The sequence below is a fragment of the Streptomyces sp. NPDC002853 genome (assembly GCF_053591915.1).
The window spans coordinates 205002-216846 of record NZ_JBSFUS010000015.1; the positions used below are offsets into that span (position 1 = coordinate 205002).

Below are 11845 nucleotides of genomic sequence, written 5' to 3' on the forward strand. Positions count from 1 at the left end.
AGAGTTCCGATGAGCCACGAGGCACTCATCACCGGGTTCGGCGGCAAGGACCCGCAGATCGACCAGGACGCCTTCACCGCGCCCACCTCGGTCATCATCGGCGAGGTGACGCTGCGCGCCGGTGCGAGCGCCTGGTACGGGGCGGTGCTCCGCGCGGACGGCGGACCCATCGTCGTCGGCGCCGACAGCAACATCCAGGACAACTGCAGCCTGCACGTCGACCTGGGCTTCCCGATGACGATCGGCGAGCGGGTCTCGGTCGGCCACAACGCCGTCCTGCACGGCTGCACCGTCGAGGACGACTGCCTGATCGGCATGGGGGCGACGGTCCTCAACGGCGCGGTGATCGGCGCCGGTTCGCTGGTCGCGGCGCAGGCCCTCGTGCCGCAGGGGATGGTCGTGCCGCCCGGCTCACTGGTGGCGGGCGTTCCCGCCAAGGTGCGCCGCCCGCTCACCGACGAGGAGCGCGCGGGCGTCACCCTCAACGGCACGATGTACGTCGAGCTGGCCAAGGCCCACAAGGACGCCCACGCGAAGTGACGTCAGTCGGTGGCCGGGACCGGAACGGGCTCGGCCACCGGCACAGCGGTCTCGGCCTCGGCGCGCTCCGCCGACTTCTTGGCGCGGCGCTTGACGAACAGCATCGAGCCGACGCCGATCAGCACGGCGATGGCCAGGCCGAAGTACGAGAACCGCTTGAGCCAGTCCTCGGCGACGACACCGATGTAGTAGATGACGGCGGTGGTACCGCCCGCCCAGACGATGCCGCCGAGCACGTTGGCGATCAGGAACTTCCAGTACGGCATGCGAAGAACGCCCGCGAGGGGTCCGGCGAAGATCCGGAGCAGCGCGACGAAGCGGCCGAAGAAGACCGCCCACATGCCCCACTTCTGGAACGACCGCTCGGCGCTGCCGACGTTCGCGGCGCTGAAGTGCTTGGGGAACTTGCGTTCGAGCCAGGCGAGAAGCGGCCGACCGCCCTTGCGCCCGATCGCGTACCCGATGGAGTCGCCGATGATGGCGCCCGCGGTGGCGCAGATCCCCAGGATGACGGGGTCCAGCTCGCCGTGCTGCGAGGAGAGCAGCGCCGCGGAGACGAGGACGATCTCACCCGGCAGCGGAATGCCCAGGCTCTCCAGACCGATGACCACGCCCACCAGCGCGTAGATACTGACGGCCGGTACGGTCTCCAGCCATTCCTGGACGTGCAACGCCGGTTCCTCCTGTGCTGATGTGCGTGTACCCGGCGTGCGCGCTCCCCCCAAGATCGCGCACGCCGGGCAGCCTACCCGCTCACCCGGCCTCGGCCGGGGCGGCGTCCCAGAGGTCACACCGGTGCGCACGGCCCACCGTGCCGCTCAGCTCGTTCCCGCCCGCGGAGGCGGTGCGCAGCGAGAGCACCTGGCCCGGCTGCGTCCGCTGGTCGGGCGCCGTGGGCTGGCCCTCGGCGCGCGGCACACCGCCGTGGATGAACGAACCCCAGTACTGGACCATCTGCCGGGCAAGAACCCGCTGTTCCGCGTCGAGGGGTGACGCGAGCCCGAAGTGCTTGAAGAGATATTGCACTTCGTTGACATGGGTCGCCCCGAAGTCGAACGTCCTGCCCGCCTCCCGGATCGAGGCGAAGGGCGGCGAGGTGCGGTCGGCGAACTCATAGGCGTAGACCGGGCCCCGGCCCGCGAGCGACCTGTCCATGCGCAGCGCCGGGCAGGCGAACATCTGGTCGCCCTGAGCGGCCGCGTACGCGTGCGTCGGCGAGGCGTGCCCGGCGAGCGGATAGCGATCGAGGACCTCGGCGCCCAGCTCCGCGCCGTACGTCCGGGTGAGCGCGCCCGGGTACTGCTCCTCGGTCAGCGGCTTGCCCTGCCCGTCGAACTGGCCGTAGGCGAAGAGGCGCCCCTCGTCGCTGTTCGCGCCGTTCAGGACCGGCACCCGGGAGGCGCTCCCGTTCTCGTACGCCTCCTCCGGCTGGACCGGCAGGAAGTCGCCGCCGGCCACCGGGCCCCAGTCGAACCCGGCCTGCGCGGCGAGGATCTTCTCGGCGGGCTTCTCGCGCAGACACGCGACGGCGGTAGCCGGGTCGGGGCAGCCCGCCTTCTTCGCGAACGCCGCACCCTGCGTGAGTGCGTCGTCGCGCTCGCGGGCGGCGCAGTCCCCATAGGCCCCGCTCTGCACGATGCCCGCGCGGAAGAGGCCCTTGGCTGTGGGCGAGGCCAGCTGGGTGCAGACCGAGCGGCCGCCCGCGGACTCGCCCGCGATGGTGACGCGCCGCCGGTCACCGCCGAACGAGCCGATGTTGGCGCGCACCCAGCGCAGCGCGGCCTGCTGGTCGAGCAGGCCGTAGTTGCCCGAGACCTGGTCGGACGCCTCCGGGTCGAGGCCCTCGCCGGCGAGGAAACCCAAGGCACCGAGGCGGTAGTTGACGGTCACCACGACGGTGCCGGTACGCCGGGCGAAGGTGTCGGGCACGACGTCCTCGCCCGCGCCCGCGGTGAGCCCGCCGCCGTGCAGCCAGACCATGACCGGGCGCTGCTCCTGCGGCCCGTGCCGCCCCTTGGGCACGTAGACGTTGAGGTCGAGGCAGTCCTCCGTGTGGCTGGGGTTCTCGTACCCGGGGTCCCAACTCGCCGTCTGGACACAGCGGTTGCCGAAGGAGGTCGCCCCGCGCACGCCCTGCCAGGACTTGGCGGGACGCGGCTCCTTCCAGCGGAGGTCGCCGACGGGCTGCCGGGCGTACGGGATGCCGAGGAACTGCCGCCCCTCGGCCGTGGATTCACCGCGCAGCCACCCCGCGTCCGTGCGGACGAGCGTGCTGCCGCCGGTTCGGGGCGCGTCCGCGGGGGTGGCCTGCGCGGCGTGCGGGGCGAGCAGCGCCGCCGCGGCGGCAATGACCGTGAGGATGGTTCGCTTGCGTCCCGTGCGTCCCGTGCGTCCCGTGCGTCCCGTGCGTCCCGTGCGTCCCGTGCGCCCCGTGCGTCCCGTGCGCCCCGTGCGTCTCATGCGGCGACTCCCCTGACGACGTCAACCCTGGCGGCCGGAAACTATGACCGCTGCTGACTCGTGTCAATGAGTTGCACGGAAAGCCGGCCGAAACGGCTCGATGGTGTCAGGACGAACGGCGCCGCGCCGGTCGGGACCCCCGTGGCCCGGCCGACGCGACGCCGCCGTGTTCAACGAACGTACGGAAGCGAACGCCCGTACGCGACTCAGTTATTGGGGCGCAGCGTCCAGACGACGGTCATCTCGCCGGTCACCGCGCCGTCCTCGCGCTGGATCGCGATCGCCACCGGGAACTCGGGGCGCTGCCCCGCGTCCAGCTCGGCGACGACCTCGGCGGCCGGGCGGCCGAGGGTGGCGGTGGCGGTCACCGGCCCCATGGCGAGCTTCTTGTACGCGATGTCGGCGCTCACGGCGAGCGGCACGGCGCGCGAGAGCTGGTCGCCGAACGCGGCGAGCACGATGGCGCCGCTCGCCGATTCCCCCAGCGTGAACATGGCTCCGGCGTGCGGGCCGCCGACGTGGTTGTGGTACTCGGCCTGGTCGGGCAGGGCGACCACGGCCTTCTCGGGGGTGGTCTCGCGGAACTCGAGGTTCAGCGTCCGGGCCATCGGCACGGTGGCGGCGAGCATCTCGCCTATCGACATCTGGTCAGTGCTCATGGCCGGGATGTTACCCATCAGTAGCGTTCTTTGACCAGGAGCCTGCCCGGGCTGGATCACGGTCACCTATCGTTGCTGCGCATGTGGCCAGGAGAGCAGCAGCCCGGGGCCGGGCCGAACCAGCCGAACCCGTACCACCAGCCGGGATATCAGCAACCCGCACCGTGGAACGCGCCCACCGTCCCCGGTGGCACACCCCGGCCACCGCAGAGCGGAGGGGGCGGCGGGGGCGGCAGCAGGACCAAGGTCATCGCCGTCGTCACCGCGGCGGCGGTCGTGGTGGCCGCGGGCGTCACCGGCTTCCTGGTACTCGGCGGTGACAAGGACGACGGCGCGAAGCCGGACCCCGCGAAGTCCTCGTCCGCGGCCGCGAGTACGGCGGGGTCCGACGGCTCCGACTCCCGCGGCAACGACCGGGGGCCGAAGCCGACGGTGCCCGGCTGGCGCACGGTCGTGAACGGCGAGCGCAAAATCGCCTTCGACGTCCCCCCGGACTGGGAACTCAGGTCGCCCGACTGGGTCACGGCCGTCGGGGAGGGCGACGACCCCGACAGCGTCCTGATCGGGATGGCGGCGCCCGCCGTGCTCAAGAAACAGTGGTGCGGGAGCGATTCCGACCGGGACGGCACCAAGGACTACACGCCTCTCGCGGAGGCGGGCAGCCGGGGCAACCGCGGCGCGAAGAGCGCCGAGGAGATCGCCAGGAAGGACTCGGCGATGTGGGTGTACGGCGTGTACGCGCAGCCCGACCGGAAGAAGATCAAGACCAGCGCGGTGGAGTCGTACACCACCAGGTCCGGCATCACCGGCAGCCTGGCCACGTCCTCGGTCTCCGGCATCGAGAACGACGACAAATGCCGGACGGCCGGCAAGGCGACCACCTTCGGCTTCGAGGACTCCGAGGGGAAACTCGTCTCGTGGTCGTTCTTCGGCGCTCAGCGCGTGGGGGACGAAGTCCCGGACGCCACGGTCAAGAAGATGCTCGGTACGGTGCGCGAGATCAAGGCGCGGCCGAAGCCGAAGCCCTGAACGGGCGCCCCAGGGGCGAGCAGAACCCGCAGGACCAGTTCGACTGTCCGCCGGACCCCACGCAGTCGCGAGGCGTTTCGTACCCCGCGGGGGGATATGGCCCGACGCGCCGTCCCCGCCGCGGGGGCAGCGATGACATCAGGCCACAAGCCCCTCTATGGTTACTGCCCATGTGGCCAGGACAGCAGCCGCCCGGGGGCGAGCAGAACCCGCAGGACCAGAACTCCAATCCGTACCAGCAGCCGGGGTACCAGCAGCCGAACCCTTACCAGCAGCCCGGGTACCAGCAGCAGCCGCACTCCGGCTCCTACTCGCAGCCGGAGCAGCCGCAGTGGGCGGCGCCCACCCCACCGCCGATGCCGCCCCAGCCGGGCGGCGGGCAGGGCGGGGACGGAAACAAGACGAAGATCACCGCGATCGTCGCGGCACTCGCCGTCCTGGTCGCCGCCGGTGTCACGGGCTTCCTGGTGCTCGGCGGCGACAAGGACGACGAGGCGGACGGCAAGCCGGACAAGAAGTCGCCGGCCAAGTCGGCCTCGCCGAAGCCGAGCACCGGCGAGACCGAGGGCGGCTCCGAGCGGGGCACGGACAACGGCCCCAAGCCGACGATCGAGGGCTGGCAGGTCGTCGTGAACCCCAAGTGGGGCACGGCCTTCGACGTGCCCGCGGACTGGGAGGTCGACACCCCCGGCACCTTCATCGGCTTCGAGGACCGGGAGAAGGACGACGGCAGCGCGCTCATCGGCATGTCCGCGCCCGCGCACTACAAGTCGAAGTGGTGCTCGTCCGACGACGACAAGGACGGCACCAAGGACGACGTCGCCCTCGGTGCGGTCGGCACCAAGGGCCAGAACGGCGCCAAGAACACCAAGGACGTCGCGCGCAACGACTCCGCGTGGTGGGTATTCGGCGGGTACACGGGCCAGAAGAAGGCCGACAAGAAGCGGATCAAGGTCGGCAAGGTGGAGTCGTACACCACCACGTCCGGCGTCAAGGGCAGCGTCGCCACCTCCACGACGTCGGGTGTCGTCAAGGAGGACAAGTGCGACTCGGACGGCAAGGCCACGACGTTCTCCTTCAAGAACGGCGACGGTGAGTACGTCGCCTGGTCGCTGTACGGCGCCAAGGGTGTGAAGGACGAGATTCCCGACGCCACGGTGAAGAAGATCCTGAGCACGGTACGGCTGCACGGCGACCCCGAGGAGTCCTGAGCCGCTGAGCCGCCCGCGGGGTCCCGGCCCCCGCGCGGAAACGGTTTGGCAAGTCGGCGTCCCGGCGTGGATAGTCCCCTGGTGACCACTCCCCCCGCCGTGCGCCGCCCCGCCTGGGCCGGCCGCAACTACAGCCTGCTGACCGCCGCCGCGATCGTGACCAATCTGGGCAGCCACGGTGCCCTGATCGCGGCGGCGTTCGCTGTGCTCGACTCGGGTGGTGACGGCGGGGACGTAGGTCTGGTGGCGGCGGCGCGCACGCTGCCGCTCGTGCTGTTCCTGCTGATCGGCGGCGCCGTCGCCGACCGGCTGCCGCGCCACCACGTGATGGTCGCGGCCAACGCGCTCAACTGCGTGTCGCAGGCGGTCTTCGCGGTCCTCGTCATCTCCGGCACGCCCCCGCTCTGGTCGATGATGCTGCTGACCGCGCTCGGCGGCACCGGTCAGGCCTTCTTCGGCCCGGCCGCCGAAGGCATGCTGATGTCGACCGTCAGCGGCGAACAGGCGAGCCGCGCCTTCGCGCTGTACCGCATGGCGATGCAGGGCGCGGGCCTCGGCGGCGCGGCGCTCGGCGGTCTGATGGTCGCCGCGATCGGGCCCGGCTGGGTGCTCGCGGTGGACGCGGCAGCGTTCGCGGTGGCCGCGGCCCTGCGGTCACTCCTCGACGTCAGTCACATCCCGGTGCGTGCGCCCGGCGGTGGGCTGCTCTCCGATCTGCGCGAGGGCTGGCGGGAGTTCACCGGACGGCCGTGGCTGTGGGCGATCGTCGCGCAGTTCTCCGTGGTGGTGGCGGTGGTGGGCGCGGCCGAGGCGGTCTTCGGGCCGCTGGTCGCCCAGGACGAACTGGGCGGCGCGGGGCCCTGGGGTCTCGCGCTGGGCGCGTTCGGGGCGGGCACGGTCGGCGGCGCGTTCCTGATGATGCGCTGGAAGCCGCGCCGTCTGCTGCTCGCGGGCACCCTGTGCGTCTTCCCGCTCGCCGCCCCGTCGGCGGCGCTCGCGGTGCCGCTGCCGGTGTGGGGGCTCGCGGCGGTGATGTTCGTCAGCGGCGTCGCGATCGAGGTGTTCGGCGTCTCGTGGATGACGGCGATGCATCAGGAGATCCCCGAGGAGAAGCTGTCGCGGGTCGCCGCGTACGACTGGTTCGGTTCGGTCGCGATGGTTCCGCTCGCCACGGCACTCGCGGGCCCGGCCGAGCTCGCCTTCGGCCGTTCGGCGTCGCTGTGGGGCTGTGCGGTCCTCGTGGTCGTGGTGACGGCGCTGGTGCTCTTCGTCCCGGACGTACGCAATCTGACACGGCGCACGTCGTCGAAGGAGGTCGCCATGGACCTCACCAAGGCGGCCGCTCCCCTGGGCGGTTCCCCGGCGACGCCCCCAGCGGACGCGGAAGGCCCCGTCGGACGACTCGGCTAAGGCGACGGCACCCACATCCCACCCCGCCCACCCATCCCACCAAGGCAGCCACTCCCCCGCCCGCACGCTCGACAGCCCCCGCACCCAAGACTGCACGCCCCGGTCGGGCGACTCGGGTGAAGCCACCGCGTCCACATCCGGCCCCGACCACCCCTCCCACCCAGAAGCAGCCGCTCCCCAGCGGCGCCCTCGACAGCCCCACACCAAGCTGCAGTCAAGGCTGAAAGCCCCGCCCGGCAGCTCGGGTGAAGCCACCGCGTCCTCGGCCCGCCCCGACCACCCATCCCGCAAAGGCAGCCACTCTCCCCAGCGGCGCCCTCGACAGCCCCGCCCCAAACCGCAGCCAAAACTGCACGCCCCACCGGACGCTCAGGTGAGGCAGCCCGCCCTCGGCAACCCATCCCACCAAGTCAGCCACTCCCCCGGGCCGCACGCTCGACAGCCCCCGCACCCAAACCTCACCCAATGCTGAAAGCCCCGCCCGGCGGCTCAGGTGAAGCCACCGCGTTCTCGTCCCGCACCGGCTTCGCGTCGCCGGTGAACAGGCGTAGCGCGGCGCCGTGCTCGACGCGTGCCGGGAAGACGTCGGCCGCGGTCCGGCGGGCCAGTGCCTCGATCTCGATGGCCGCATGCGAGGCGATGAGCACCGCGTTGCCGAAGCGGCGGCCGCGCAGCACGGACGGCTCGGCGATCAGTGCGACCTGCCCGAACACCTCGGCGAAGGTGGCGAGCTGGGAGCGGAGGAAACCGAACGGCGCCCCGTCGGCGAGGTTCGCCGCGTAGAGCCCGCCCGCGCGCAGCACCCGGTCCGCGGCACGCGCGTAGGCCACCGACGTCAGATGGGCGGGCACCCGCGAGCCGCCGAACACATCGGCGACCAGTACATCGGCGCTGTCCGGAGCCGCCGCCTCGAGCCACTGCCGGGCGTCGGCGCCGTGCACGGTGATCCCGGAGTCCTCGGACAACGGCAGCCGCTCGGTGACCAGTTCGAGCAGCCCCCGGTCCGCCTCCACCACGTCCTGCCGCGAACCGGGCCGGGTCGCGGCGACATAGCGGGGCAGTGTGAGCGCGCCGCCGCCGAGGTGGACCACATCCAGCGGGCGGTCCTGGTCGTCGGCCGTGTCCAGGACGTGCGCGAGCCGCTGCGCGTACTCGAACTCCAGGTGGGTGGGCGCGTCCAGGTCGACGTACGACTGGGGTGCTCCGTCGACCGTGAGCAGCCAGGCGCGCGGCCGGTCCACGTCCGGCATCAGCTTGGCGGTGCCGTGGTCGACGGCCTTGATCACGGCCCTGGCCTCGTCCGCGTGTTCGTCCTCAGTCACCGCTCCATTGTGCCCGCCTCCCCCGGGGGTGGATCCCCCGCGGGAGGCGGGCGCCGGACGTCAGCCGACCTCGGTCACCGTGCCCGCGCCGACGGTGCGGCCGCCCTCGCGGATCGCGAAGCCGAGGCCCGTCTCCAAGGGCATGTCGCGGCCGAGCTCGACCGTCATCGTGACGGTGTCGCCGGGCCGGGCGACGGCAACCTCGCCGAGGTCGACGTCGCCGACCACGTCCGCGGTGCGGACGTAGAACTGCGGCCGGTAGCCGGTCACGATCGGCGTCGACCGGCCACCCTCCTTGGTCGACAGGACGTACACCTGCGCGGTGAAGCGGCGGCTCGGACTGACGCTGCCCGGCTCGGCGACGACATGCCCGCGTCGTACGGCGTCGCGTGGCACCCCGCGCAGGAGCAGCGCCACGTTGTCGCCGGCCTGCGCGGACTCCATCGGCTTGCCGAAGGTCTCCAGGCCGGTGACGACGGTCTCCGTCTGAGCGCCGAGCACCTCCACCCGGTCGCCGATCCGCACGGTGCCGCGCTCGACGGCCCCGGTGACGACGGTTCCGCGTCCGGTGATGGTGAGCACGTTCTCCACCGAGAGGAGAAAGGGCGCGTCGACGTACCGCTCGGGCATGGGCACATAGGTGTCCACCGCGTCGAGCAGCGCCTCGATGGCCGCGGCCCACCGCGGGTCGCCCTCCAGCGCCTTCAGCCCCGAGACCCGTACGACGGGGACGGAGTCGCCCCCGTACCCGTGCGCGGACAGCAGGTCGCGCACCTCCAGCTCGACGAGGTCGGTCAGCTCCTCGTCACCCGCGTCGGCCTTGTTGATCGCGACGACGATGTGGTCGACGCCGACCTGCCGGGCGAGCAGGACGTGCTCGGCGGTCTGCGGCATGATCCCGTCGAGCGCGGAGACGACGAGGATCGCCCCGTCGAGCTGCGCGGCGCCGGTGACCATGTTCTTGATGTAGTCGGCGTGGCCCGGCATGTCCACGTGCGCGTAGTGCCGGGTGTCGGTCTCGTACTCGACGTGCGCGATGTTGATGGTGATGCCGCGCTGCGCCTCCTCGGGGGCGCGGTCGATGCGGTCGAAGGGCACGAACGTGCCGGTGCCGCGCTCGCTGAGGACCTTGGTGATGGCGGCGGTCAGGGTGGTCTTGCCGTGGTCGACGTGGCCCATCGTGCCGATGTTGAGGTGCGGTTTCGTGCGGACGTAAGCCGTCTTGGACATGGCGGTTCCTTCTCCGGAACTCGAAAGCTGAAGTCCTGGGCGCACGTCATCGCGTGCGCGTTCGGGACGGGGACCCCGGGGCCGGACCGACCCTCCCCCTATGGGGTCCGCCGGAGTGTCCGGGGAGGGTCAGCGTCGGGCGCCGTCGACAGGAAATGCGGCGCAGAGGAGAACGGCAGCCTTCGCGACGTCCGCGACTGCGGACGTGTCTGCGTGAAAGGCGTACCGGAACATGTCGCAGATCATTGCCGACGGGCAGGAGTTCGTCGAATGGTTTTCGCCGGGCTCGCGGCGGGCTCGCGACGGGAGTGGCCCGTGAAGTCCGGTGCGCTCAGAGGTTCTTCAGGGCCTCGCGCACCGAGAGCGGCGCGAGGCGCCCGCGCTCCCGCCCGACGAAGGCGCGTACGGCGTCCGGATCAGTCTTGGCGTACTCCCGCAGGCACCAGCCGATGGCCTTGCGGATGAAGAAGTCGGGGTGCCCCGATTGGCGTACGCAGTAACCGAAGAGGCGTTCCGTGTCGGTGGCGTCCTTGTACCGGAGCTGGTGCAGGAGGGCGGCGCGTGCCACCCACAGGTTCTCGTCCCCGGCCCAGGCGTCCATCTCGGTCCTGAGCCCCGGGTCGGCGGCGACCAGACCGCCCACGACATGCGCGGCGAGCGCGTCGACCGTGTCCCACCAGGGGACCGTCGTCACGAGGTGGCGCACGACCGGCAGGAAGCCGGACGGCAGGCGGGTCACGTTGCGCCGCAGATAGTCCACGGCGAAGTACGCGTACTCGCGTTCCGGAAGTTCCCAGCAGCGCAGCGCGATCGCCGCGCAGTCGGTCTCGTCGGGGCGCGGGAGCCCGGCGAGCACCGTGCGGGACAGTTGGCGGCGCAACGGCGTGGGCAAGCCCAGGAAGGGCGCGACGTCCCTCATGTACGCCTGTGCCCGCGAGGCCCATTCGGGGTCAACCGGCGCCGTGTAGGCGGCGGTGAGCCGCGCCATGACGGTGTCGGCCAAGTCGCTGCGCGGGGCGGTGACGCTCATGGACGCACCCTAGAACTGTGACGCCCGTGAGACGTCCCATACGGCGATCACACACATTTGTCGGTTAGTCTCCCCGGATGTTCGACTCCGCTGCCGTCCGTCCGCAAGGCTTCGCCGAGCGCTGCACCAGGGTGTTGTTCTCACCGTGGTCGCGGCTGTCGCTGCTGGTGGCACTGCTCGCGGCCGCCGGAACGTGCGTACTGCTCTTCGAACCACAGCGGATCCTGTCCGACGGCTGGCCCGCGCAGCTCGGCGGCGCCGCCGCCGTCCTGGTCTTCGCCGTCGCCTACGGCCTGTGCACCACCGCGTTCGTGCCGCGCCCGTTGCTCAATCTGGCGGCGGGCGCCCTGTTCGGTTCGCAGGCGGGCCTCGTCGCGGCACTCGCGGGCACGGTCCTCGGTTCCGGGATCGCCTTCGGGCTCGGCAGGATGCTGGGCCAGGACGCGCTGCGCCCGCTGCTCCGCGGGCGCTGGCTGAAGGCGGCCGACGGGCAGTTGAGCAGACACGGCTTCCGGTCGATGCTGGCGGCGCGGCTGTTCCCCGGGGTGCCGTTCGCGGCGGCCAACTACTGCGCTTCGGTGTCCCGCATGGGGTGGCTGCCGTTTCTGCTCGCCACCGGCCTGGGATCGATCCCGAACACCGCCGCGTACGTCATCGCGGGCGCCCGCGCGTCGACGCCGACGTCCCCCGTGTTCCTCGTCGCGATGGGATTCATCGCGGTGACGGGCCTCGCGGGCGCGGTCGTGGCGTGGTGCAAGCGCCACCACTTGCGAAACCGGTAGGCCGCCGACAGGCGGCGAGCGCCGGACGGCGGCCCTCCCGCGGTCTCGTAACCAAGTGACGCTACGCTGCCCCACGGCAGGGGAGTGATCACCCCTCGCTCGCACACCTCCCGTGTCCCATCACATGACCGCACCCGCAGCCCATGATCCGTACTTGGACGGCGCAGTTTCC

The 11845-nt window shown here is 71.7% G+C and carries 11 protein-coding genes; 5 read left to right on the forward strand and 6 right to left on the reverse strand.

The window, feature by feature from the left end; genetic code table 11:
- Window positions 1-9: 9 nt before the first annotated feature.
- A complete protein-coding gene (locus tag ACWD02_RS36215) occupies window positions 10-540 on the forward strand; it encodes a gamma carbonic anhydrase family protein (RefSeq protein ID WP_451219009.1) in 531 nt (176 codons plus the stop codon).
- A gap of 2 nt (window positions 541-542) precedes the next feature.
- Here ACWD02_RS36215 and ACWD02_RS36220 read toward each other — a convergent pair whose 3' ends face one another.
- The 3 genes from ACWD02_RS36220 to ACWD02_RS36230 form a co-directional block, all read right to left on the reverse strand.
- Window positions 543-1211 (reverse strand): DedA family protein, encoded by a 669-nt coding sequence (locus tag ACWD02_RS36220; protein ID WP_451219012.1) that lies wholly within the window; start codon window positions 1209-1211, stop codon window positions 543-545.
- Between the two features lie 82 nt (window positions 1212-1293).
- A complete protein-coding gene (locus ACWD02_RS36225) occupies window positions 1294-3000 on the reverse strand; it encodes a carboxylesterase/lipase family protein (protein ID WP_451219015.1) in 1707 nt (568 codons plus the stop codon).
- Window positions 3001-3206: 206 nt separating this feature from the next.
- Window positions 3207-3644 carry a DUF4442 domain-containing protein gene (locus tag ACWD02_RS36230; protein WP_363206715.1) on the reverse strand — a complete coding sequence of 146 codons (438 nt, stop codon included), beginning with the start codon at window positions 3642-3644 and terminating at the stop codon, window positions 3207-3209.
- A 96-nt stretch (window positions 3645-3740) separates the two neighbouring features.
- On the opposite strand from ACWD02_RS36230, the gene ACWD02_RS36235 reads away from it, so the two are divergent.
- The 3 genes from ACWD02_RS36235 to ACWD02_RS36245 all read left to right on the forward strand — a co-directional run bounded on the left by ACWD02_RS36235 (window position 3741) and on the right by ACWD02_RS36245 (window position 7309).
- On the forward strand, window positions 3741-4688 hold the full coding sequence (locus ACWD02_RS36235) for a hypothetical protein (RefSeq protein WP_451219018.1): 948 nt from the start codon (window positions 3741-3743) through the stop codon (window positions 4686-4688).
- 170 nt (window positions 4689-4858) lie between these two features.
- Complete coding sequence (locus ACWD02_RS36240; RefSeq protein WP_451219021.1) at window positions 4859-5899, forward strand: hypothetical protein; 1041 nt, start codon at window positions 4859-4861, stop codon at window positions 5897-5899.
- Between the two features lie 78 nt (window positions 5900-5977).
- Window positions 5978-7309, forward strand: coding sequence for an MFS transporter (locus ACWD02_RS36245; RefSeq protein ID WP_451219181.1), 1332 nt, complete (start codon window positions 5978-5980; stop codon window positions 7307-7309).
- Between the two features lie 458 nt (window positions 7310-7767).
- Here the strand turns inward: ACWD02_RS36245 and ACWD02_RS36250 are convergent, their stop codons facing one another.
- The 3 genes from ACWD02_RS36250 to ACWD02_RS36260 all read right to left on the reverse strand — a co-directional run bounded on the left by ACWD02_RS36250 (window position 7768) and on the right by ACWD02_RS36260 (window position 10891).
- Window positions 7768-8559: a spermidine synthase gene (locus ACWD02_RS36250; protein WP_451219184.1), complete on the reverse strand. Its 792-nt coding sequence runs from the start codon at window positions 8557-8559 to the stop codon at window positions 7768-7770.
- 132 nt (window positions 8560-8691) lie between these two features.
- The gene (gene tuf, locus ACWD02_RS36255) at window positions 8692-9861 is read right to left on the reverse strand and encodes an elongation factor Tu (protein ID WP_451219024.1); all 1170 of its coding nucleotides are present in this window, start codon (window positions 9859-9861) and stop codon (window positions 8692-8694) included.
- A gap of 331 nt (window positions 9862-10192) precedes the next feature.
- The gene (locus ACWD02_RS36260) at window positions 10193-10891 is read right to left on the reverse strand and encodes a DNA alkylation repair protein (protein WP_451219027.1); all 699 of its coding nucleotides are present in this window, start codon (window positions 10889-10891) and stop codon (window positions 10193-10195) included.
- 77 nt (window positions 10892-10968) lie between these two features.
- Here ACWD02_RS36260 and ACWD02_RS36265 point away from each other — a divergent pair, with 77 nt between their 5' ends.
- Entirely contained in the window at window positions 10969-11673 is a 705-nt protein-coding gene (locus tag ACWD02_RS36265) for a TVP38/TMEM64 family protein (RefSeq protein WP_451219030.1), read from the forward strand.
- The last annotated feature ends 172 nt before the right edge of the window (window positions 11674-11845 follow it).

What these genes read in the sequence shown, in the direction of transcription:
- ACWD02_RS36215 (WP_451219009.1), top strand. Translation starts at nt 10, where the DNA reads ATGAGCCACGAGGCACTCATCACCGGGTTCGGCGGCAAGGACCCGCAG.
- ACWD02_RS36225 (WP_451219015.1), bottom strand. Translation starts at nt 3,000, where the DNA reads ATGAGACGCACGGGGCGCACGGGACGCACGGGGCGCACGGGACGCACG.
- ACWD02_RS36230 (WP_363206715.1), bottom strand. Translation starts at nt 3,644, where the DNA reads ATGTCGATAGGCGAGATGCTCGCCGCCACCGTGCCGATGGCCCGGACG.
- ACWD02_RS36235 (WP_451219018.1), top strand. Translation starts at nt 3,741, where the DNA reads ATGTGGCCAGGAGAGCAGCAGCCCGGGGCCGGGCCGAACCAGCCGAAC.
- ACWD02_RS36240 (WP_451219021.1), top strand. Translation starts at nt 4,859, where the DNA reads ATGTGGCCAGGACAGCAGCCGCCCGGGGGCGAGCAGAACCCGCAGGAC.
- ACWD02_RS36250 (WP_451219184.1), bottom strand. Translation starts at nt 8,559, where the DNA reads ATGCCGGACGTGGACCGGCCGCGCGCCTGGCTGCTCACGGTCGACGGA.
- tuf (WP_451219024.1), bottom strand. Translation starts at nt 9,861, where the DNA reads ATGTCCAAGACGGCTTACGTCCGCACGAAACCGCACCTCAACATCGGC.
- ACWD02_RS36260 (WP_451219027.1), bottom strand. Translation starts at nt 10,891, where the DNA reads ATGAGCGTCACCGCCCCGCGCAGCGACTTGGCCGACACCGTCATGGCG.
- ACWD02_RS36265 (WP_451219030.1), top strand. Translation starts at nt 10,969, where the DNA reads ATGTTCGACTCCGCTGCCGTCCGTCCGCAAGGCTTCGCCGAGCGCTGC.